We start from the raw sequence: 21,662 nt of genomic DNA, 5'->3' as shown, positions 1-21,662 counted from the left end.
GCCGACGCCGTCGCGGTCGCCGACGCCGACGCCGCCGTGGCCGCGATCGCCCACCTGCGCGCGGGCGACCTCGGGCGGGCCGGCCTGGTCCTCGCCGGCCCAGCCGCCCCCGCCCGCGACTGGCCCACCCTGCCGGAGGACACGTCGTACGCCGTCGACGTCGTGGAGTGCCCCGACTCGCTGAGGGCGGCGATCACCCGGATCCTGGCGCGGATCGCGGTCGTCGACGACCTCGACGCGGCCCGACGCCTCGTCGCCGACCTGCCCGACGTCGTCGCCGTCACCCGCCAGGGCGACCTGCTCGGCGCCCACGTCGCCGGCGGTGGCTCGACCGCCCAGCAGAGCCTGATCGAGATCCAGAGCGCCGTCGACGACGCCGCGGCCCAGCTTGCCGAGGCGACGGCGGCGGGGGAGCGGCTCGGCTTCGAGCAGTCCACGCTCGAGCGCGAGCGCCTCGAGGCCCAGAAGCGCGTCGACGTGGCGCTCGCCCGGCTCCACGAGTCCGACGCCACGCTGGCCGCCGTCGCCGAGGAGCTGGGGCAGTACGGCTCCCAGGCGCGCGCGGCCAAGGGCGAGGCGGAGCGGCTCACCCAGGCGATCGAGAAGGCGCAGGCCGCGCGCGAGGCGGACCTGGCCGGGCTGGCCGACCTCGAGCAGCGACTCGCCACCGCCGAGGACGCTCCCGACGAGGAGCCCGACACCACCGAGCGCACCCGCCTGGTCGAGGCCGCCAAGGTGGCCCGCCAAGCCGAGATGGACGCCCGCCTCGCCCTGCGGACGGCCGAGGAGCGGGCCCGCGCCCTCCACGGACGCGTCGACACCCTGCTGCGCCAGGCGCAGGCCGAGCGCGACACCCGGGCCCGGGCCGCCGAGCGTCGCGAGCGCCTGCTGCGCGAGGGCCGCGCGGCCGAGGCCGTGAGCACCGCCGCGGGCTACGTGCTCGCGCGCCTCGAGGTGTCGATCTACGAGGCGACCCAGGCGCGGCTGCGGGTCGAGCAGGCCCGCAGCGGGCGCGAGCGCCAGCTCCTCGAGGTCCGCGCCGACCTGCGCGAGCTCGGCAAGGAGCACGACCAGCTCGTCAACTCCGTGCACCGCGACGAGATGGCCCGCGCCCAGCAGCGGATGCGCATCGAGCAGCTCGAGGAGCGTGCCCTCGACGAGCTCGGCCTCGACCCCGACGCCCTGGTGGCCGACTTCGGCCCCGACCAGCTGGTGCCGCCGTCGCTGGCCGCGCCCGGTGCCCCGGCGGGGGCCCCGGCGCAATCGCCGGTCGACGTACCGGAGAGCGCCCCGGACGGCGAAGCCGCCCGCGAGGGCGAGGCTGCCTCGGAGGACACGCCTTCCGCAGACGATCAGGGCGAGGCGCAGGGACCCTCGGTGCCCTATGTCCGCGAGGAGCAGCAGAAGCGGCTCAAGCAGGCCGAGCGCCAGCTGACCATGCTCGGCAAGGTCAACCCGTTGGCGCTCGAGGAGTTCTCCGCGATGGAGGAGCGGCACAAGTTCCTCACCGAGCAGCTCGAAGACCTCAAGAGCACCCGCAAGGACCTGCTCGACATCGTCCGCGAGGTCGACACGCGCGTCGAGCAGGTCTTCACCGAGGCCTACGCCGACGTCGAGCGCGCCTTCGACTCGACCTTCGCCCGACTCTTCCCCGGCGGTGAGGGACGCCTGGTCCTGACCGACCCCGACAACATGCTCACCACCGGGGTGGAGGTCGAGGCCAGACCGCCCGGCAAGAAGGTCAAGCGGCTCTCGCTGCTCTCCGGCGGCGAGCGCTCGCTGGTCGCGGTGGCCTTCCTGGTGGCGCTCTTCAAGGCCCGACCCTCCCCGTTCTACATCCTCGACGAGGTCGAGGCCGCGCTCGACGACACCAACCTGGGCCGTCTGCTCGAGATCTACGAGGAGCTGCGCGAGACCTCCCAGCTGCTCGTCATCACCCACCAGAAGCGCACGATGGAGGTGGGCGACGCGCTGTACGGCGTGACCATGCGTGGCGACGGCGTCAGCACCGTCATCTCCCAGCGCCTACGCGAGTCGGAGTCCTGAGCATGAGCGACCCAGCAGCCTCTCCCGCCAGGCCGAGCAGGCCGAGCAGGCCGACCCGGGCCGACTACGTCGACTGGCGCGCCGCGACCACGCGCTGGTCCGACGACGACGTCTACGGCCACCTCAACAACGCGCGCTACTTCGACCTCATCGACACCGCGGTCAACGCCCACCTCGCCGAGGCGACCGGCACCGACATCCGCGTCCTGCCCCAGATCGGGGTGGTGGCCGAGGTGTCGTGCCGCTACTTCGCCGAGATGGGCTACCCCCGACCGATCGAGCTGGGCCTGGTCGTGGAGAGGCTGGGCTCGTCCTCGGTCATCTACCGGGTCGGGCTCTTCCAGGGCGGCGACGGCTCGGCGGACGAGCAGGCGTGTGCCGAGGGCAGGTTCGTGCACGTGTACGTCGACAACACCGACCCAGGCGGTGGCCGCCCGGTGACCCCGGTGCCCGACCTGATCCGCTCGGTGCTGGAGCCGTTGGTCAGGTAGTTCCCGCACGGCTGGTTGGATGGCGCCATGTCTGTCGTGCTGCTCATCATCATCATCGCCGTGGTTGCGCTCCTGGCCGTGGGCGCCGGCGCCCTGCTGCTCGTCCGCGGCGGCCGGACGTCGAGTCTCAAGGCTCCCGAGGCGCCGCAGGCTCCCTCGCCGCCGCCCACAGCCGACCCGACGCTCGAGATCGACACCGATCTCCCGGCCGCACCACCGGTGGAGATCGCCCCGGAGACCACGCCGCCGCTGGAGCGTCCCGAGGGCACCCGGTCACGCCTGGTCCGCCTGCGCGAGCGTCTGGCGGGCTCCCAGGGCGGGCTCGGCCGCGGGCTGCTGGCTCTGCTCAGCCGCGACAAGCTCGACGAGGACACGTGGGAGTCGATCGAGGACCTGTTGCTGACCGCCGACGTCGGCGTCGCTCCCACCCAGCAGGTCGTCGACAACCTCCGGACGCGGCTGCGCGTCGGTGGCGACGAGGCCGCCGACCCCAAGGCCGTGCTGCGCGACGAGCTGATCAAGCTCGTCGACCCCGACATGGACCGCCGGCTCAACGTCAGTGGCGAGGGCGGGCACCCGGGCGTCGTCCTGGTCGTCGGGGTCAATGGAGCCGGCAAGACCACGACCGTGGGCAAGATCGCCCGGATCCTGGTGGCCGAGGACCGCAGCGTGACGCTGGGCGCCGCCGACACGTTCCGCGCTGCTGCCGTCGAACAGCTCGCCACGTGGGCCGAGCGCGTCGGCGTGGAGGTCGTCACCGGCCCCGAGGGCACCGACCCGGCCAGCGTGGCCTTCGACGCGGTCAAGCACGGCATGGAGTCGTCGACGGACACCGTCATCGTCGACACCGCCGGTCGACTGCAGAACAAGGCCGGCCTGATGGACGAGCTCGGCAAGGTCAAGCGGGTCATCGAGAAGCAGACCCCCGTGACCGAGGTGCTGCTGGTGCTCGATGCCACGACCGGGCAGAACGGCATGATCCAGGCGCGCGTCTTCAGCGAGGTCGTCGACGTCACCGGCATCGTGCTGACCAAGCTGGACGGCTCGGCCAAGGGCGGCATCGTCGTAGCGGTCCAGCGCGAGCTCGGCGTGCCCGTCAAGCTCGTCGGCCTCGGCGAGGGGCCCGACGACCTGGCGCCGTTCGACGCCGCGGCGTTCGTCGACGCCCTGCTCGGCTGAACGCCGGCTGAACTGCCCGGTCGCAGAGGTAGGAAGGTGTCCGGCGAGCGCGTTCGCTCGCCGGACGAAACGCGGCCAACCGCGAACGATTAACACCCCGGAAACAAAAAGCCGAGGTTCGTTACCTGACTAGAACATTCCTCGGACGGCAGCGAAATCTCGCCCCACGAGGCTTCCACGGAATCAGGCGGGACCGGAACGACAGCGACGTCGAACCTTCCCCCCTACCCGAGATCCAAACTCCATGGAGGTCCTGTGGACGGCTATAACGCCTTCATGCTCGTGGCCACGTTGCTCGTGCTGATGATGACGACTCCCGCATTGGCACTGTTCTACGGCGGCATGACGCGCTCGAAGTCCGTGCTCAACATGATGATGATGTCCTACGTCGCGATGGCGATCGTCGGCATCCTCTGGGTGCTGTACGGCTACAGCATGGTGTTCAGCGGCGAGGGTGGCATCGACACCTTCTTCAACTCGCCGTTCAGCAACTTCGCCCTCGACGGCGTCGGCTACGACGGCTACACCTTCATGATGTTCCAGCTGACCTTCGCGGTGATCACCACCGCGCTGATCAGCGGCGCCATCGCTGACCGTGTGAAGTTCTCCGCGTGGGTCGTCTTCGTCCCGCTCTGGGCGACGCTGTCCTACTTCCCGATGGCCCACATGGTCTTCGGCTGCACCGACGACGCGCTCATCTGCACGCAGATCGGTGCGCAGGACTACGCCGGCGGAACCGCCGTCCACATCAACGCCGGTGTCGCGGGCCTCGTGCTCGCCCTGGTCGTGGGCAAGCGCATCGGCTGGCCGAAGGAGAAGATGCGTCCGCACAACCTGACCCTCACCATGCTGGGCGCGGCCCTGCTGTGGGTCGGCTGGTACGGCTTCAACGTCGGCTCGCTGATCTTCGACGACTCGGTCGGCGACGCGAGCACGCAGTTCCTCAACGAGACGGGCCTGACGTTCTCCAACACCACCATCGCCACGATGTCCGCCATCATCGGCTGGCTCGTGATCGAGCGCCTCATGCACGGCAAGGCGACCACCCTCGGTGCCGCCTCCGGCATCGTGGCCGGTCTGGTCGCGATCACCCCGGCTGCCGGCGCGGTCAACGTCTTCGGTGCCTCGATCATCGGCCTCGTCGCCGGTGTCCTGTGCGCTGTCGCGGTCGGCTACAAGTTCAAGTTCGGCCTCGACGACTCGCTTGACGTCGTGGGAGTCCACCTCGTCGGCGGCGTCGTCGGCACCGTCATGATCGGCCTGTTCTCCACCCCCGGCGACGAGGGCTCCGGAGTCGTCGGCGGTCTGGCCGAGGGCCTGTTCTACGGCGGCGGCATCGACTCGCTGGTCGACCAGATCCTCGGTGTCCTCGTGGCCATCGCCTGGTCGGGCATCGTGACCCTCGTGATCGCGCTGGCCATCAAGTACACGATCGGGTGGCGCGTCAGCGAGGAGGCCGAGGTCGGCGGGATCGACCTCGACCAGCACGGTGAGTCGGCCTACGATCTGCACGCTGGCGCCCTCGCCGGCTCGAGCGAAGGGATCCTCAAGTGAAGCTCGTGACCGCGGTGATCAAGCCGCACAAGTGGGAAGACGTCCGCGAGGCCCTCGAGACCTTCGGTGTGACCGGCATGACGGTCAGCGAGGTCAGCGGCTACGGCCGCCAGAAGGGCCACACCGAGGTCTACCGAGGCGCCGAGTACGACATCGCCCTGGTGCCGAAGATCCGGATCGAGATCGTCGTCGACGACGGTGACGCCGCCGACATCGTCGACATCGTCGTCCGCACCGCCCAGACGGGTCGGATCGGTGACGGCAAGGTGTGGGTCAGCCCCGTCGAGACCGTGATCCGCGTGCGGACCGGCGACAAGGACGAGGCCGCTCTCTGAGGGAGAGCGCCTGACCCGCATCACCAGCGCCCGTCACTCGGGGACGGTCACCGCTGGGCATGACCTGAGCAGCACCGCGCGGCCCGGTCGTCCTCGGACGGCCGGGCCGCGCGCATCCCGCCCCACGACATGGCTATCGCAGGGCGTGGGCATCCCACCCGGGCCTGGCGTGGTCGGGCATGATCGACTCCAGACCAGCCGTGCAGGTACCGCACGTCGCCACGGGACTCGGACGTCCCAGACGAGGAGAGACCACCAGATGAAGCTCGTGACCGCGGTCATCAAGCCGCACAAGTGGGAGGACGTCCGCCAGGCCCTCGAGACGGCCGGAGTCAGCGGCATGACCGTGGGAGAGGTCAGCGGCTACGGTCGGCAGAAGGGCCACACCGAGGTCTACCGGGGTGCCGAGTACGAGATCTCACTGGTGCCCAAGATCCGCCTGGAGGTGGCGATCGACGACGAGGACGTCGAGGCCATCGTCGCGGCGATCGAGACCAGCGCACAGACCGGTCGCATCGGCGACGGCAAGATCTGGGTCTCCCCGCTCGAGTCGGTCGTCCGCGTCCGCACGGGCGATCGAGACGAAGCCGCGCTCTGACGCACCACACGCACGCGCGCTCCACGACGAGTTCCATGCAGGTCCGACTGAGGCCGAGGGAGGATGCCGACCGGTGACGGCCGACGAACGCGCTGCCCGCACCCGGGCGGCCGACGACCTGTGCAGCAGTGCCTACACCGACTGCTCCGGCCCCGACACCGGTGTGGCACTCGTCGCTGTCGGCGGCTACGGGCGCGCAGAGCTGGCGCCGCACTCCGATCTCGACGTCGTCCTGGTCCACGACGAGGGCGTCGACCTCGGGGAGCTCGCCACCAAGATCTGGTACCCGCTGTGGGACTCCGGCTCCCAGCTCGACCACTCGGTGCGCTCGCTGCCCGAGATGGTGGCCGCAGCGGACGCCGACCACCGCGTCGCCTCCGGCCTGCTCGACGTACGGCACGTCGCCGGCGACCCCAACCTCACGCTCCGGCTGCGGACCACGATGCTCGCCCAGTGGCGCAAGGGGGCGCGCGAGCGCCTGCCCGAGATCCGCACCGCCTCGCTCAACCGGCACCGACTGATCGGTGAGCTGGCGCACCTGTCGGTGCCCGACGTCAAGGAGGCCGAGGGCGGTCTGCGCGACGCCACCACGCTGCGCGGCATCGTCGCCACCTGGCTGGTGGACGTGCCTCACACCGAGCTGGAGCAGAGCCGGCAGGCGTTGCTCGACGTGCGCGACGTCGTCCAGGGGCTGGCCGGGCGGGCCAGCGACCGCATCTCGCCGGAGATGTGGGCCGACCTCGCCGTGGGCCTGGGCCTCGCCGACGACCGCGCCGCCCAGGTGCACGTGCGTGAGATCGGGAGGCGCATCACCCACCTCTCGCGCCTGGCGTGGCGGCGCGTCGACGGGGTCTTGTCGCGACCCCTGTCGCCCAAGACTCCCCGTCGACCTGTCCTCGAGCCCCTGGCCCACGGCGTCGCCCTGTCGGCCGGCGAGGTCGTGCTCGACCGCAGGGCCGATCCCGCTCACGACCCGGTGCTGCTGCTGCGCGCCGCGACCGCCGCCGCCGAGCACAACGTCGTGCTGGCGCCGGCCACCGCGGCCCGGCTCGTGCGCGAGTGCGCGCCACTGCCGGAGCCCTGGCCCGAGGAGGCCCGGCACCTCCTGGTGCGGCTGCTCGCCTCCGGGCGCGGGCTCCTGGAGGTGTGGGAGACGCTGGAGGAGACCGAGGCGCTGACGGGCTTCCTGCCGGAGTGGGAGCGGGTCCGGCTGCTGCCACACGCCTCGGTGATCCATCGCTTCACCGTCGACCGGCACGTCGTCGAGACGTGCATCGAGGCCTCCGAGCTGATCCGCACGGTCGCGCGTCCCGACGTCCTGATGGTCGCCGCGCTGCTGCACGACATCGGCAAGGGCGGGCTGACCGAGCACAGCGTGGCCGGGGAGCCGATCGCCCGTGTAGTGGCCACGCGGATGGGCTTCGAGCAGGACTCGATCGACCTGATTGCCCACCTCGTGCGCTGGCACCTGCTGCTCGCGACGACGGCGACGACCCGCGATCCCGACGATCCCGCCACGGTCGACCTCGTGGCCTCCACCATGGGCACCCCCGAGGCGCTCTCCCTGCTCAGCGCCCTGACCGAGGCCGACGCCAAGGCGACCGCACCGAAGGCGTGGTCGTCATGGCGTGCCGGCCTCATCGTCGACCTGTCCCGGCGCGCTCGAGCCGCCCTCGACACCGGCGTCGCGCTGCCGCCGATCACCACCGACGAGCTCACCGTGCCCGAGGACCTCAACCCGGCCTCGGTGTCGATCAGCGTCGAGCCCGTGCCCGACGGGTCGAGGATCACCACCATCGCCCTCGACCGCGTCGGTCTGCTGGCCGACTTCGCCGCCATGCTGGCGCTGCAACGGGTCCCGGTGCGGGCCGCCCGTGTCTGGGCCCAGGGCGAGTACGGCGTGTCGGTGTGGGAGGTCGGTTCGGAGTCCGTCGACCCGGCGATCCTGCGCACCAAGTACGACGCCATCGTGGGGGGCCGGGCCGACCCGCTCACCCGGTTCGCTCCGGGAGCCGACGCACTTGCGCCGACGGTCGTCGTACGACCGGAGGCGAGTGAGCAGGCGACCGTGCTGGAGGTCCGCGCCGCCGACCGTCCAGGCGTCGTGTACCTGGTCTGCTCGGCGCTGGCGCGCCTCGACGTGGCCGTGCGATCGGCCCACCTCGACACCCTCGGACCGCAGGCCGTCGACGTCTTCTACCTGCAGGAGGCCTCGGCGGGCGCGCTGTCGGAGACCCGGGCCGCCGAGGCGGCACACGCCGTACGGGCAGCGCTCAGCTGAGCGCTGCCCCGGAGCGACTATCCGCGGGGGCGGCGAATGCGGATCGACGTACCGTCGATGATCTGGGGTGGTCCGGGGTCGTCGCCCGGCGCCGGGAGCTGCTGACGCATCGTGTTGTGGCTCTCGAGGTCCGCATCGGCCCGGGCGCGCGCAGGCTCGAAGACGTCGACGATCGCCCCGAAGGCGTCACTTCCTCCGGACCCACCCGTGCCGTCGCGGTGCGCGGTGGTGAGCATCCGGTGCGACATCCACACCAGGACCGGCAGGCCGACCACGATCGTGCCGATCACGACGATCCACGGAGTCATGTGACCGAGCGTACGGGCACGCCCGGCGGGCCACTATCCTGTAGCGGTCCCTGACCTCCGGCCCGTAGGACCCATCTGTGTTCGCCACTCTCTCCGATCGCCTCGCCGACACCTTCAAGAACCTCCGGGGGAAGGGTCGGCTCTCCGAGGCCGACATCGACGCGACCGCGCGTGAGATCCGGATCGCGCTGCTCGAGGCCGACGTCGCCCTGCCGGTGGTCAAGGAGTTCGTCGCTGCCGTCAAGGAGCGCGCCCGCGCCGACGAGGTCAGCCAAGCCCTCAACCCGGCCCAGCAGATCATCAAGATCGTCCACGAGGAGCTCGTCACGATCCTCGGCGGGGAGACCCGTCGACTGCGCTACGCGAAGTCCGGTCCGACGGTCATCATGCTCGCGGGCCTCCAGGGCGCCGGCAAGACCACCCTGGCCGCCAAGCTCGCGCTGTGGCTCAAGGAGCAGGACAAGGCCCCGGTCCTCGTCGCGTGCGACCTGCAGCGACCCAACGCGGTCAACCAGCTCCAGGTCAACGGTGAGCGGGTCGGCGTACCCGTCTTCGCGCCCGAGGTCGGCAACGGCGTCGGCGACCCCGTGGCCGTGGCCCGCGCGGCGATGGAGGAGGCCAAGCGCAAGCTGTACGACGTCGTCATCGTCGACACCGCCGGTCGCCTCGGCGTCGACGCCGAGCTGATGCAGCAGGCCTCCGACATCCGCGACGCGGTCCAGCCCGACGAGGTGCTGTTCGTCGTCGACGCGATGATCGGCCAGGACGCGGTCGTCACCGCGCAGGCCTTCCTCGACGGCGTCGGCTACGACGGCGTGGTCCTGACCAAGCTCGACGGTGACGCCCGCGGTGGCGCGGCGCTGTCGATCCGCCAGGTCACCGGCAAGCCGGTCATGTTCGCCTCCTCGGGCGAGAAGATGGGCGACTTCGACGTCTTCCACCCCGACCGGATGGCCTCGCGCATCCTCGACATGGGCGACATGCTCACCCTGATCGAGCAGGCCGAGAAGACCTTCGACGCCGAGCAGGCCATGCAGGCCGCCTCGAAGCTCGCCGGTCAGGGTGGTGACTTCACCCTCGACGACTTCCTGCAGCAGATGCAGCAGGTCCGCAAGCTCGGCTCGATGTCCAAGATCATGGGCATGCTCCCCGGCATGGGCCAGATGCGCGAGCAGCTGGAGAACTTCGACGAGCGCGAGATCGACCGGATCCAGGCGGTCATCCAGTCGATGACCCCGGCGGAGCGCGCCAACCCCAAGATCATCGACGGCTCGCGCCGGGCCCGGATCGCGAAGGGCTCGGGCCGCACCGTCAACGACGTCAACACCCTCGTCGACCGCTTCTTCGAGGCGCGCAAGATGATGATGTCGATGATGAAGGGTGGCGGGATGCCGGGCATGCCCGGGATGCCTGGCATGGGCGGTCCCGGCGGCGGCAAGCGCGGCAAGGGCAAGCAGCAGCCCAAGAAGGCCAAGGGACGCCGCGTCTCCGGCAACCCGGCCAAGGCGGCGCAGGAGGCCAAGGCCGAGAAGGAGAAGGCCGCAGCCTCGGCCGGCAACCCGTTCGGTGTGCCCGGTGAGGACATCGACTACGAGAAGGCCGCCGCGGACCTGAACCTCCCCAAGGACTTCTCCAAGTTCCTCAAGTGAGCACCACGCTGGTCGTCGACGCGGCCAACGTCGTGGGAGCCCGCGCCGACGGGTGGTGGAAGGACCGCGCCGGGGCGGCGCGTCGTCTCCACGAGGAGCTGCTGACCGCGGACGTGCCGGGCGACGAGATCGTGCTCGTGCTCGAGGGCGGTGCCAAGGCCGGCGTACGACCCGGGAAGGACGCGCACGTGCGCGTGGTCCACGCTCCCAAGGACGGCGACTCGGCGATCCTCGCCGAGGCCACCCGGGCGGCCGACAAGGGTCGCCGGGTCACCGTCGTGACCGCCGACCGGGCCCTGTCGGCCAACGTCGGGGCCGTGGGAGCGGTCGTGGTCGGGCCGACCTGGCTGATCGACCGGCTGGGGGAGTAGCGCGCGCTGCGTCGAGACGTGCGGCGCGTTAGGTTCGGAGCATGAGTGTGCTGAAGTTCTCCGGCCCGGTGCTCCCCGACGGCGAGGTCCGCCACCTGTGCGTCGTCGACGGTCACATCACCTACGAGCGGCACCCCGAGGGCGAGAAGGTGGTCGACGGCTGGATCGTGCCCGGCCTGGTCGACGCGCACTGCCACCTCGGGCTCGACGACGACGGGGCGGTGAGCGAGGAGGAGGCCGAGGCCCAGGCGATCGCCGACCGCGACGCCGGCGCGCTGCTCATCCGCGACTGCGGCTCAGCGCTCGACACCTCGTGGATGCACGAGCGTGAAGACCTGCCTCACCTGATCCGGGCCGGGCGCCACATCGCCCGCACGCGCCGCTACATCCGCAACTACGCCCACGAGGTCGAGCCCGAGCAGCTGGTCGAGACCGTCGTGGCCGAGGCCAAGCGGGGCGACGGCTGGGTCAAGCTCGTCGGTGACTGGATCTCACGTGAGGACGGTGACCTGGCCCCGTCCTTCCCCGCCGAGACGTTCGCCGCCGCCATCGCCGCGGCCCACGCGGAGGGGGCCCGGGTCACGGCCCACTGCTTCGGGGAGGGCGTCCTGCCGGGTCTCATCGATGCACGGATCGACTGCATCGAGCACGGCACCGGGCTCTCGCCCGACCTGGTCGAGGCGATGGTGGCCCATCACGTCGCGCTGGTGCCGACGGTGATGCAGATCGAGAAGTTCCCGCAGTACGCGGACGCGGGCCGGGAGAAGTTCCCTCGCTACTCCGAGCACATGACCGACCTCCACGCCCGACAGCGCGAGACCATCATGAACGCCTACGAGGCCGGCGTGCCGCTGTACGCCGGCTCGGACGGCGGAGGCGTCAGCCGGCACGGCAACCTCGGCGGTGAGATCGTCGCGATGACCGAGCTGGGCATGCCCGCCGACTACGCCCTCGGCGCCGCCTCCTGGCGTGCCCGGGAGTGGCTGGGCCGCGACGCGACCCTCGCCGAGGGGGCCCCCGCCGACTTCGTGGTCTTCGACGCCGACCCGCGCCAGGACGTCACCACGGTGCTGCGGCCGGCCTGCGTGGTGCTGCGTGGCCGGGTCGTGGGGCACACGCGGGTCTGAGCACGCACGGGTCACGGGTCACCGGGGCCGGGGTCCGCGCAGTCCCGGACGGCCAGTGATTCGGACGAGACGGCATCGTCTGGCAGACTTTCCCGCTGAGTCCTGTGCGTCCGGCCCCTCTCACCGTGCGACCAGGCCCCTCGAGGGATCCGACCCGGTGTTTTCCCCACTCGGTCCAGGGCCCTCATCACACACGAGTTCCAAGGAGACACCCACCAGTGTCAGTCAAGATCCGTTTGAAGCGCCTCGGCAAGGTCCGCGTCCCGCAGTACCGCATCGTCGTCGTCGACTCGCGCAAGAAGCGCGACGGCAAGGTCATCGAGGAGATCGGCCTCTACCGTCCCAAGGAGGAGCCGAGCTACATCAAGGTGACCTCCGAGCGGGCGCAGTACTGGCTCGGTGTCGGCGCGCAGCCGTCCGAGGCCGTCGCCAAGATCCTCAGGATCACCGGCGACTGGCAGAACTTCAAGGGCATCAAGGGCGCCGAGGGCACCCTGAAGGTGGCCGAGGAGAAGAAGTCGAAGATCGACCTCTTCAACGAGGCGCTCAAGGAGGCCGGCAACGAGCCGAAGGCCGCCGCGACGACCGCCAAGTCGAAGAAGGCCGACAAGGTCGAGGACAAGGCTGAGGACAAGGCTGAGGACAAGGTCGACGAGAAGCGGGCCGAGGTCGCTGCCCCGGAGGCCGCTGCCGAGGAGAAGCCGGTCGAGGACGCCGCTCCGGAGGCCGCTGCCGAGACGAAGACCGACGCCTGATGCTCGAGGACGCCCTCGAGCACCTCGTGCGCGGTGTGGTCGACAACCCCGACGACGTCACCGTGCGTGACAAGCAGATGCGTCGTGGCGGCTCGATCCTCGAGGTCCGGGTCCACCCCGACGACCTCGGCAAGGTGATCGGCCGTGGCGGTCGTACCGCCTCGGCCTTCCGCACCGTCATCTCTGCGCTGGCCGGCAAGGGCGGCGCGAGGATCGACTTCGTCGACGTCGACCGTCGCCGCTGATCGAGCGCACTCTGGTCGCCACCAGCGACCGCCGTACGACCTGCGAAGCGGGCGTCTCCCTCGGGGAGGCGCCCGCTTCTGTCGTGTGGGGTGGTTGGTCGCTGTGGCTCGCCTCGACGTGGGCGCAGGAACCCCCGGTGAACCGGGGAATCCTGCGCGAGCCGGCCGCGCACACCCCGCCGCGCGGAACCCCTACGCTGACCTCCGTGAGCAGCGCAGAGCAGACCGTGGAGGTCGTGGTCGGCCGGATCGGCAAACCCCACGGCATCAAGGGCGAGGTCACCGTCGACGTCCGGACCGACGAGCCCGAGCGCCGCTACGCCGCCGAGGCAGTCCTGCGGGTCCAAGCGCCGCGTGGCTCCGCCTTCGGGCACCGGTCGGTGACGGTGGCCAGCACCCGATGGCACCAGTCCACGCTACTGGTGCGCTTCGCCGAGATCGGCGACCGCAACCAGGCCGAGGCCGCGCGCGGCGTCGTGCTGCACGCGACCATTGACGCCGCCGCGACACCGGATGATCCCGAGGAGTTCTACGACCACCAGCTGGTCGGCCTGGCGGCGTACGACGTCGAGGGAGCGCACCTGGGTGAGGTGACCGGTCTCGTGCACGGCGGCGCGCAGGACCTGCTGGCCGTCAAGGCGCTCGACGGGCGCGCGACACTGGTGCCCTTCGTGGCCGCGCTCGTGCCCGAGGTCGACGTCGCCGCGGGCAGGGTCGTGATCGCCGACCGACCGGGGCTCGTCGCGCCGCTGCCCGAGGACTGACTCGTTCCGATGCGTCTCGACTACCTGACGATCTTCCCCGGCTTCTTCGATCCCCTGACGCTCTCGCTGCCGGGCAGGGCGGTGGCCTCCGGGCTGCTGGACCTGCACGTGCACGACCTGCGCGACTGGACCCACGATCGTCACCGCACCGTCGACGACACGCCGTACGGCGGGGGCGCGGGCATGGTGATGAAGCCCGAGCCGTGGGGCGAGGCGCTCGACGCGCTGCTGCCCGACGGTGCGACGCTGGTCGTCCCCACCCCGTCCGGGGCGCCGCTGCGGCAGCGCGACGCCGCCGACCTCGCCACTCGCGAGCGTCTGGTCTTCGCCTGCGGGCGCTACGAGGGCATCGACCAGCGCGTGCTCGACCACGCAGCCGCCCGCGCAGAGGTGCGCGAGGTCAGCCTGGGGGACTACGTTCTCAACGGCGGCGAGGTCGCTGCGCTGGTGATCACCGAGGCGGTGGTTCGCCTGCTGCCCGGCTTCATGGGCAACGCCGCCTCGCTCGCCGAGGAGTCGCACCACGACGACACCGGGGGGCTCCTCGAGTACCCCGTCTACACCAAGCCCGCGAGCTGGCGCGGGCACGACGTACCACCCGTCCTGCTCTCCGGCGACCACGCCGCCATCGCCGGCTGGCGCCACGAGCAGTCGGTGGCGCGCACCGTCGAGCGTCGCCCCGACCTGCTGCCCGCCAGCGCGGGTGCGGGGGAGTGGGGGATCGTGCCGGCGGTGCCGGCCGACGCCGGCGAGCTGCTCACGCTGCAGCGCGCCTGCTGGATGCAGGAGGCCGCCGCCAACGACTCGGTCGCCGGGATACCGGCGCTGCAGGAGTCCCTGGCCGACGTCCGGGAGTGGCTGGCCACGTGGACGTCGTACGTCGTGCGCGTCGACGGCCGCCTCGTCGGGGCCGCTCGGGGTCGCCTGGTCCACCAGGACTCCTCCGGCGAGGCCGTCTGGGACATCGGACGGATCATGGTGGCGCCCGATCTCCAGGGACGCGGCCTGGGCCGCGTGCTCCTCGAACACATCCAGGACGTCGCGCCTGCTGCTGCGACGTCGTACGTGCTGTTCACCGGGTCCCGCAGCGAGGCCAACCTGCGGATGTACAAGAAGGCCGGCTTCCGGCTGCGCCGTGACCTCGACGCGCCGCCCCTCGCCGTGGTCCTGACGAAGCCTCGTCGCTGACCTCTCGGGCAGCCGGGATTGCGTCGTTTGGTCCCAAACGACGTGATTTCCTGGCTCGGGGCTGTCGTTTGGGACCAAACGACGACCCCGCCGGCTCACGCCCGCGGTCGATTTAGCCCACCCCCGGCGCCTGTGGCAGACTCATCGCTTGGTCCAACGACCGAAGTCCGCTCCGAGGAACGCACGGAGGGACTGCGCCGGGCCCCTGCCACAGGGGGAGCCCTGCGCCACCGGTCACCGGGTTGGGCCCGTATGACGTCAGCACCACCGATTCCGCGGCTGACCTGTGGCACTCGCGAGGAGATTCACATGAACAACCTCATCACCGAGCTCGGCGCCGTCCACAAGCGGGACGACATCCCGGCCTTCCGCGCCGGCGACACGATCAAGGTCCACGTGAAGGTCATCGAGGGCAGTCGCTCGCGTGTCCAGGTCTTCCAGGGCGTCGTGATCCGCATCCACGGTGCCGGCATCGGCCGCACCTTCACCGTGCGCAAGGTCTCCTTCGGAGTCGGCGTGGAGCGGACCTTCCCGCTCAACTCCCCGATCTTCGAGGAGATCGAGGTCGTCACCCGCGGTGACGTGCGTCGCGCGAAGCTCTACTACCTGCGCAACCTGCGCGGCAAGGCTGCCAAGATCAAGGAGCGCCGCGACGCGTGAGTCGCGCGCTCACCCGACGCGTGGTGGCCGTGGTTCCGGTGTCTAAGGTGGCCGCGTGAGTGACGACGAGCGCCCGGGCGGCGCTGCCGACGATGGTTCGGCGGAGGTCCCCGGCCCGTTCGCCGACGACGTCTCGGACACCTCCGGTGTGAGCACCGAGGTGGACGACTCCGGTGCGGCCGGGTCCTCGCAGGATCCGGACGACGGGCCTCGCCGTGGGCTGCCGCTCTGGCAGGAGTCGATCCTGCTCGTCGGTGCCGCCATCGTCCTGGCCATCCTGATCAAGGCGCTCTTCGTCCAGGCCTTCTACATCCCGTCGGCGTCGATGGAGCCGGGCCTGGTCAACGACGACCGGATCCTGGTGCAGAAGCCGTCGTACTGGTTCGGCGGCGAGCCGTCGCGCGGAGACGTCGTGGTCTTCGAGGACCCCGGCGGCTGGCTGGGACCCAACGAGGACGGTCAGGTCGACGGCTTGCGCAACCTGCTGTCGAAGGTCGGGCTCTACCCGACCGGCGGGCACCTGGTGAAGCGTGTCGTCGGCGTCGCGGGCGACACCGTGTCGTGCTGCGACGACCAGGGCCGCCTCATGGTCAACGGCACTGCCCTCGACGAGGAGGACTACATCGCCGCGCGCCCCGAGGGCGTCCTGTGCGACGGGCCGATGATCGGGCGCTGTGACTGGTCCTCCGGCGTCGTGCCCGAGGGCACGATCTTCGTGATGGGCGACAACCGATCCGACTCGGCCGACTCCAGCTACCACCTGTGCCTGGAGGGCGAGACGGACTGCACCGACGACCCGTTCGTCGACACCGACCTGGTGGTCGGCAAGGTCTTCTCCGTCGTCTGGCCCCTGAGCCACTTCGGCTTCGTCTCCACGCCGGACTCCTTCGCGGACGTCCCCGACGTCGGCTGATCCGGCCGTGCGTCAGCGATGAGCCTGCTGCCGCGGGGCTCGACCGTGCGTCGCGACGCCGGTCTGTACGGCTATGAGCGCGCGCTGCGCCGCCACGGCGTCGACCTGATCGCCGGCGTCGACGAGGCCGGCCGTGGGGCCTGCGCCGGACCGCTGGTCGCAGGTGCGGCGATCCTGCCGGCGGGCCAGGCGGGGGTCGTGCCGGGGCTGGCCGACTCGAAGCTGCTCACGGAGAAGGCCCGGGAGAAGTGCTACGACCAGATCGTACGGCGAGCGCTGGCCTGGTCGGTGGTGATCATCGAGCACGACGAGTGTGACCGGCTGGGCATGCACGTCGCCAACATCGAGGCGCTACGTCGGGCGGTGGCGCGGCTCGACGTACGACCCCACTACGTGCTGACCGACGGGTTCCCGGTCGACGGCCTCGGCGTGCCGGGGCTCGCGGTCTGGAAGGGGGACCGGGTCGCCGCCTGCATCGCCGCCGCGTCGGTCCTGGCCAAGGTGACCCGGGACCGGATCATGACTGGCCTCGACGACGAGTGGCCGGCCTACGACTTCAAGACGCACAAGGGCTACATCACCGACGTCCACACCGCCGCGCTGACCGAGCACGGTCCGTGCCCCATCCACCGCATGAGATTCGTCAACGTGCGCCGTGCCGCGGGCCTGGAGCCGGACCCAGGTGGCCCGGGGCTAGAGTCGCCACATGAGCGCTGAGGACCTCGAGAAGTACGAGACCGAGCAGGAGCTCACCCTCTACCGCGAGTACCGCGACGTCGTCGGCATCTTCAAGTACGTCGTCGAGACCGATCGCCGCTTCTACCTGTGCAACCAGGTCGACGTGAAGGCGCGCACGGAGAACGGCGACGTCTTCTTCGAAGTCTCGATGTCGGACGCCTGGGTCTGGGACATGTACCGGCCGGCCCGCTTCGCGAAGAACGTCAAGGTGCTCACGTTCAAGGACGTGAACGTCGAGGAGCTGGCCGAGCAGGACTTCGACCCGACCAAGTCGGTCGGCGGCAGCTGAGTCTGGCCGCTGCTTGTAGTCCGACGCCAGCGGCTCCGTGAATAGTCCTTTCGGTCAGAGTTGACCTAGTCATCTCGCCCCGGGGCGGGAATTGGCCCTACCCTGGGTCGTGGCGGCCATGGGGGTCGTCGACGAGATAGGGCACGCAATGAGGCTTCGTGGACTCCGCAGGCGCCGTCGCGACGACGACGGGGCCGCTGCCGTCGAGTTCGCACTTGTCGTCGTGCCCCTGCTGTACATCGTGTTCGGGGTCATCAGCTACGGCTACATGTTGAGTTTTCGCCAATCGATCAGCCAGGCCGCAGCGGAGGGAGCCCGCGCCGCAGCGGTGACCCCCGGCGGCGTCTCCAACCCCGACCTGCTTGCGAGTGCCCAAGCCGCCATCAACGATGCCTTGAGCAGCTACGCCGTCACCTGCGCCAGCACGTCTGGTGCCGACGGTTCCCTGACTCATGACGGAGACCCCGCTGGGACCTGCGAGGTCGAGCTCTTGGATGAGTGCACGGGCTTCGACGCAGCACAGTGCGTCAAGGTCTCCCTGAACTACACCTATGGTGACGACTCGCTCCTGCCCGACGTGGGCTACGGCTACGTGATGCCGGACAACCTCAGCTTTTCCTCCGAGGTGAGGGTCAGTTGAGACCCTGTCGGCAGCTCACCAGGCCCGACTCGGAGGAGCGAGGTGCGGTCGCCGTTGCGGTGGCCGGGATCATGGTGGTGGTCCTCGGGATCGCCGCCTTCACCGTCGACCTCGGAATGCAGCGCATTGTCGCCCGCGACATGCAGGCGCTGTCCGACGTGGTGGCCCTGGATGTCTCGCGTCATCTCGACAGCGCCACGACCGCAGACGTCCTGCTTGCCGACGCGACGTTCAAGGACGAGATCATCGCGACCGTCGATCGAAACGCGGGCAGCGCCGTTGGCGACGCCCCACGCCTGACCATCGAGGCGGGCAGGATGGTCGACGGCACATTCACCTCCTACGGCTCGGTCAGCTACCTGGCCGGTTCCTCGGCGGTCGGCCCTCCCGTTGCTGCACAGGCCCTGGTGCCGAACGCCATCAAGGTGAGTTCCTTGTCAACCGTGGGGTTCGCCTTCGGCGGGATCGTCGGCAGCTCGTCCGGGGATGCCACGCGTTCGGCCGTCGGTTCTCAGCGACTGCCGAGCGTGTGCTTCTCCGTCGGCGCCAAGGCGCTGACGCTGAACACCGATCAGAGCGCGCTCAGTCCCCTGCTCAACCAGATCCTCAGCGTCAACCTCAGCGCCGTGGGCTACGAGGGACTGGTGAGTCTCGATGAGGCCTACATCCCGTTGGCCGACCTGCTAGTCGCCCTCGACGTGGGCGCTGCCGATGACCTGGCGACGACGACGGTCACCCTGGACGAGTTCTTCCTGGCGGTGGCCGAGGTAGCCGGCGAGGACACTGTCACGGCCGACGTGCTCGGGGCGATCACGCTCGGTGCTGGCGAGACCAGCTTCACGCTCGCTGACATCCTGTCCCTCGGGACGGCGACCGGCGAGGCCGGACTCGACGCCACCCTGAACGTCCTCGGCGTTCTGGGAGCCGCCATCGTGGCGGCCAACGGCGAGAACGCGATCGCCGTCGAGGTGCCCGGCTTGACCGAGCTGACCATCGTCGAGCCTCCCAAGATCGCGTGCGGTGCCCGCGGCGCCACGGCGACGTCGGCGCAGATTCGGCTGCGTCTGCAGACGGACCTGGTGGCGGGGCTCGTGCCGGGCCTCGTCGGAGGGACCACCGACATCTCGATCAACGTCGGTGCAGCGACCGCCATGGTCGACGCCGACATCACGTGCCTCCCGGACACGGTGACGATGACCACGACCACGGGAGGTGTGCAGATCCTTCCCCCGGTGGCGCCCGCCCAGGGTCAGGTGGGCTTGGACGTCACGGTCGCAACCTTCCTCGACGCTATTCCGGGTCTGGGAACCCTGCTGCGCATCGCGCTCCAGGCACTCGGGCTGAGCGAGGTAAGCCTCGACGTGTTGCTCGAGGGGTCGGTGGCGAGCGCGACTGAGACCAAGGCGATCGTGTACGACCCCCCGCCGGCTGAGCCCCCCAGCGTCACGTTCCCCGAGGGCGGGTTGGACGACGCGCTCGCGATCGACAACGCCGAGGTGTTCCTCAGCACCGGCCAGGGTGGTCTGCTCAGCCTGCTCACCTCGACACTCATCACCAACACGTTGAACGTCCTACTGGACTCACTCGTCGAGCCACTGATCGATGTCGCCATCGATCCGCTGCTGACCGCGGTGCTGAATGCCCTCACTCCGATCGTGGGTCTGCAACTTGGGACTGCGGACGTCGAGATGCTCGGGCGCCCGGTCTGCCAGTCGGTCACCCTCGTGGGTTGAGCACCCGAGAGCCGGGGCACATCTGGGCTAGTTCGAACGGCTAGTTCTGAAGAAGATCTGCCGAAGGACCCTCGGTCCGGGTCCGGCAGACCTACGCTCGGCTCACGTGGCCGTGGGGGCCCCGCAAGATGGGCCAAGGTGAGTCATGGCAGGACGCTGGGGTGCGCTGGTGCAACGGACCGGTCGCGGCGCAGTCGCCGTGGAGGGCACCCTGTGGGCGCGTTCATCCTCGTGCCCTTGCTGCTGGGGGTGATCACGTACGGCAACTACTTCTGGAAGGCACAGAAGGTCGAGACCCTCAGCGTCGCGGGACTGCCGCCAGGAAGCATCGCGGGCACCTACACGTGTGCCGAGCTCACCGCTCGCGTCAAGGCGCTCCTGGCGGGCAACATCCACAGCCTGGCCGGCCAGCTCGGCATCGCGGACGCAGCGATCCAGACGGTGGTGGGCATCGTTCCCACCGTCGGTATCGGGGCTGAGGTCTCGGTGTCGTTCACGATCCCGGTCGTCGACGGCGCCGCCAGCCTCCTGCCCCTGCCCAACGACGGTGCGGTCGTCACCGACTTCACGCAGAAGCTCGAGAACGTGCACGTGAGCACCGCGTCATGCTGAGCCCGCGACTGCCGTGCGCGCGGCCAGGCACCCGCGCCGGCCAGCACGCCGTGACGAGCGCGGAGCCATCGCCGTGATCACGGCGATCATCACCTCGATGGTCCTCTTCGTGGTTGCCGCCCTGACGGTCGACATCGGCAACGCATGGGCTCGCCGTGGTCAGCTCCAGGCCCAGGTGGACGGGGCTGCGCTGTTCGCGGGGCAGTACCTCCCGGCGGCGCTTCCCGCGACGAAACTGCGTGCTGCCAAGGCGGCGATCTGGTACATCGCATGTGTGAAGCCCGTGGCGGGCCAAGACGCCGCCTTCAACGCCGACTACCCGATCCCGCGCAGCCCCGACAAACGTTTCGTCTGTGACGGGCCTTCGTTCCTGCCGTCGAGCACGACCTACGACGCGGCGGCGACCGCGATGATCGCCAACGGTGCGATCTCGTTCCCCAACCGGTTCGAGATCAACATCAAGAGCCCTTTTGCCCGGATCACCTTCGGGTTCGGGGGAGTTGTCGGTGCCGATGGTTCGACCCAGCAGAAAGTGGCCAGCGCCCACGTCTACAGCGCCGGCGGTGTCGTGCCCATGGGCGGCTCCGTCGGATGCCTGGCGGCAGCCGCCAACAACACCCAGCTCCTGGGTGTCGGCACGACCCTGCAGAACCTCGTGCCGATCAACTACTTCTCCGCTGGCTCGTCGGGGACCTCGACGACCGGCTCTTCGTCCACAGCACCAACCTTCAGCGACCCAGACATCATCAACTCGCTCGCCTACAACACGCCGCGCGCCGTACCCGCGCCGGCGAACCGGACCTGGACGACCAAGGGGGACCTGAACCTCCAGACCGCCACGGCGAACGCCGACGTCACGCAGTTGACTGTCACGTTCGCGGCCAGCGCCAACTTCCCAGGGAGCGCGCTTCCGTTCAGTGTGGTTGCGCCCCTGCCGTCCCTGGGTCTCTCCGGCCCGGTCACGGCCGTGTTCCGCCGGGTGACCTTGGCCGGCGTGACCGAGACAGTCGTGAGCCCGGTCGCCACCTCGCTGGCGGGCGCTGCCACCCTGCAGATCCCAGCCGAGGTGAAGAATGCGCCGGGCGACTGGTTCGTGAAGATCCTCTGGGCCTTTCCCAACTACACCAAGGTGCTAGTGTGCTGTCAGGTTGAAGCGGTCACTTTTGGTTGATCGCGGTGCAGTAGC

At 70.1% G+C, this 21,662-nt stretch carries 23 protein-coding genes and 1 pseudogene; 23 read left to right on the top strand and 1 reads right to left on the bottom strand.

Annotated elements, in window-relative coordinates:
- From Q1K33_RS17245 to Q1K33_RS17215, 7 genes are all read left to right on the top strand, one after another.
- The coding region (locus tag Q1K33_RS17245; RefSeq protein ID WP_300405976.1) for an AAA family ATPase at positions 1-2,046 on the top strand (2,046 nt) is incomplete at its 5' end.
- A 2-nt stretch (positions 2,047-2,048) separates the two neighbouring features.
- A complete protein-coding gene (locus Q1K33_RS17240; protein WP_300405975.1) occupies positions 2,049-2,537 on the top strand; it encodes an acyl-CoA thioesterase in 489 nt (162 codons plus the stop codon).
- A 27-nt stretch (positions 2,538-2,564) separates the two neighbouring features.
- Positions 2,565-3,716: a signal recognition particle-docking protein FtsY gene (ftsY, locus tag Q1K33_RS17235; RefSeq protein WP_300405974.1), complete on the top strand. Its 1,152-nt coding sequence runs from the start codon at positions 2,565-2,567 to the stop codon at positions 3,714-3,716.
- A 255-nt stretch (positions 3,717-3,971) separates the two neighbouring features.
- Positions 3,972-5,270, top strand: coding sequence for an ammonium transporter (locus Q1K33_RS17230; protein WP_300405973.1), 1,299 nt, complete (start codon positions 3,972-3,974; stop codon positions 5,268-5,270).
- On the top strand, positions 5,267-5,605 hold the full coding sequence (locus tag Q1K33_RS17225; RefSeq protein WP_300405972.1) for a P-II family nitrogen regulator: 339 nt from the start codon (positions 5,267-5,269) through the stop codon (positions 5,603-5,605). Before Q1K33_RS17230 ends, Q1K33_RS17225 begins: the two co-directional genes overlap by 4 nt.
- 259 nt (positions 5,606-5,864) lie before the next feature.
- Positions 5,865-6,203, top strand: coding sequence for a P-II family nitrogen regulator (locus tag Q1K33_RS17220; RefSeq protein ID WP_300405971.1), 339 nt, complete (start codon positions 5,865-5,867; stop codon positions 6,201-6,203).
- 73 nt (positions 6,204-6,276) lie between these two features.
- On the top strand, positions 6,277-8,484 hold the full coding sequence (locus Q1K33_RS17215) for a [protein-PII] uridylyltransferase (RefSeq protein WP_300405970.1): 2,208 nt from the start codon (positions 6,277-6,279) through the stop codon (positions 8,482-8,484).
- A gap of 17 nt (positions 8,485-8,501) precedes the next feature.
- Here Q1K33_RS17215 and Q1K33_RS17210 read toward each other — a convergent pair whose 3' ends face one another.
- On the bottom strand, positions 8,502-8,792 hold the full coding sequence (locus Q1K33_RS17210; RefSeq protein WP_300405969.1) for a hypothetical protein: 291 nt from the start codon (positions 8,790-8,792) through the stop codon (positions 8,502-8,504).
- Positions 8,793-8,869: 77 nt separating this feature from the next.
- Here Q1K33_RS17210 and ffh point away from each other — a divergent pair, with 77 nt between their 5' ends.
- From ffh to Q1K33_RS17130, 16 genes and pseudogenes are all read left to right on the top strand, one after another.
- Positions 8,870-10,441, top strand: coding sequence for a signal recognition particle protein (gene ffh / locus Q1K33_RS17205; RefSeq protein WP_300405968.1), 1,572 nt, complete (start codon positions 8,870-8,872; stop codon positions 10,439-10,441).
- Entirely contained in the window at positions 10,438-10,812 is a 375-nt protein-coding gene (locus tag Q1K33_RS17200; RefSeq protein ID WP_300405967.1) for a hypothetical protein, read from the top strand. Before ffh ends, Q1K33_RS17200 begins: the two co-directional genes overlap by 4 nt.
- A 41-nt stretch (positions 10,813-10,853) precedes the next feature.
- A complete protein-coding gene (locus Q1K33_RS17195; protein WP_300405966.1) occupies positions 10,854-11,939 on the top strand; it encodes an amidohydrolase family protein in 1,086 nt (361 codons plus the stop codon).
- 218 nt (positions 11,940-12,157) lie between these two features.
- On the top strand, positions 12,158-12,694 hold the full coding sequence (rpsP, locus tag Q1K33_RS17190; protein ID WP_300405965.1) for a 30S ribosomal protein S16: 537 nt from the start codon (positions 12,158-12,160) through the stop codon (positions 12,692-12,694).
- Positions 12,694-12,939 carry an RNA-binding protein gene (locus Q1K33_RS17185; protein ID WP_300405964.1) on the top strand — a complete coding sequence of 82 codons (246 nt, stop codon included), beginning with the start codon at positions 12,694-12,696 and terminating at the stop codon, positions 12,937-12,939. The genes rpsP and Q1K33_RS17185 overlap by 1 nt, the downstream gene beginning before the upstream one ends.
- Positions 12,940-13,145: 206 nt before the next feature.
- Complete coding sequence (gene rimM / locus Q1K33_RS17180; RefSeq protein WP_300405963.1) at positions 13,146-13,703, top strand: ribosome maturation factor RimM; 558 nt, start codon at positions 13,146-13,148, stop codon at positions 13,701-13,703.
- 9 nt (positions 13,704-13,712) lie between these two features.
- Positions 13,713-14,390 (top strand): annotated as a pseudogene (trmD, locus tag Q1K33_RS17175) (tRNA (guanosine(37)-N1)-methyltransferase TrmD); the annotation flags it as partial.
- A gap of 93 nt (positions 14,391-14,483) precedes the next feature.
- Entirely contained in the window at positions 14,484-14,891 is a 408-nt protein-coding gene (locus Q1K33_RS17170) for a GNAT family N-acetyltransferase (protein WP_300405978.1), read from the top strand.
- A 309-nt stretch (positions 14,892-15,200) separates the two neighbouring features.
- Entirely contained in the window at positions 15,201-15,551 is a 351-nt protein-coding gene (gene rplS, locus Q1K33_RS17165; protein ID WP_300405962.1) for a 50S ribosomal protein L19, read from the top strand.
- Positions 15,552-15,606: 55 nt separating this feature from the next.
- Positions 15,607-16,464, top strand: coding sequence for a signal peptidase I (lepB, locus tag Q1K33_RS17160; RefSeq protein WP_300405961.1), 858 nt, complete (start codon positions 15,607-15,609; stop codon positions 16,462-16,464).
- Between the two features lie 18 nt (positions 16,465-16,482).
- A complete protein-coding gene (locus Q1K33_RS17155; protein WP_300405960.1) occupies positions 16,483-17,181 on the top strand; it encodes a ribonuclease HII in 699 nt (232 codons plus the stop codon).
- A complete protein-coding gene (locus Q1K33_RS17150; RefSeq protein WP_300405959.1) occupies positions 17,171-17,491 on the top strand; it encodes a DUF2469 domain-containing protein in 321 nt (106 codons plus the stop codon). The genes Q1K33_RS17155 and Q1K33_RS17150 overlap by 11 nt, the downstream gene beginning before the upstream one ends.
- Before the next feature lie 118 nt (positions 17,492-17,609).
- On the top strand, positions 17,610-18,131 hold the full coding sequence (locus Q1K33_RS17145) for a TadE family protein (RefSeq protein WP_363319745.1): 522 nt from the start codon (positions 17,610-17,612) through the stop codon (positions 18,129-18,131).
- On the top strand, positions 18,128-19,864 hold the full coding sequence (locus tag Q1K33_RS17140; RefSeq protein ID WP_300405958.1) for a hypothetical protein: 1,737 nt from the start codon (positions 18,128-18,130) through the stop codon (positions 19,862-19,864). Before Q1K33_RS17145 ends, Q1K33_RS17140 begins: the two co-directional genes overlap by 4 nt.
- A gap of 213 nt (positions 19,865-20,077) precedes the next feature.
- A complete protein-coding gene (locus tag Q1K33_RS17135) occupies positions 20,078-20,476 on the top strand; it encodes a hypothetical protein (RefSeq protein ID WP_300405957.1) in 399 nt (132 codons plus the stop codon).
- Between the two features lie 73 nt (positions 20,477-20,549).
- Positions 20,550-21,647: a hypothetical protein gene (locus tag Q1K33_RS17130; RefSeq protein ID WP_300405956.1), complete on the top strand. Its 1,098-nt coding sequence runs from the start codon at positions 20,550-20,552 to the stop codon at positions 21,645-21,647.
- Positions 21,648-21,662: the final 15 nt, after the last annotated feature.

This window comes from Nocardioides sp. (assembly GCF_029937575.1).
In the GTDB taxonomy this organism is placed as follows: Bacteria; Actinomycetota; Actinomycetes; order Propionibacteriales; family Nocardioidaceae; genus Nocardioides.
This window is presented reverse-complemented; position numbering and strand designations above follow the sequence as displayed.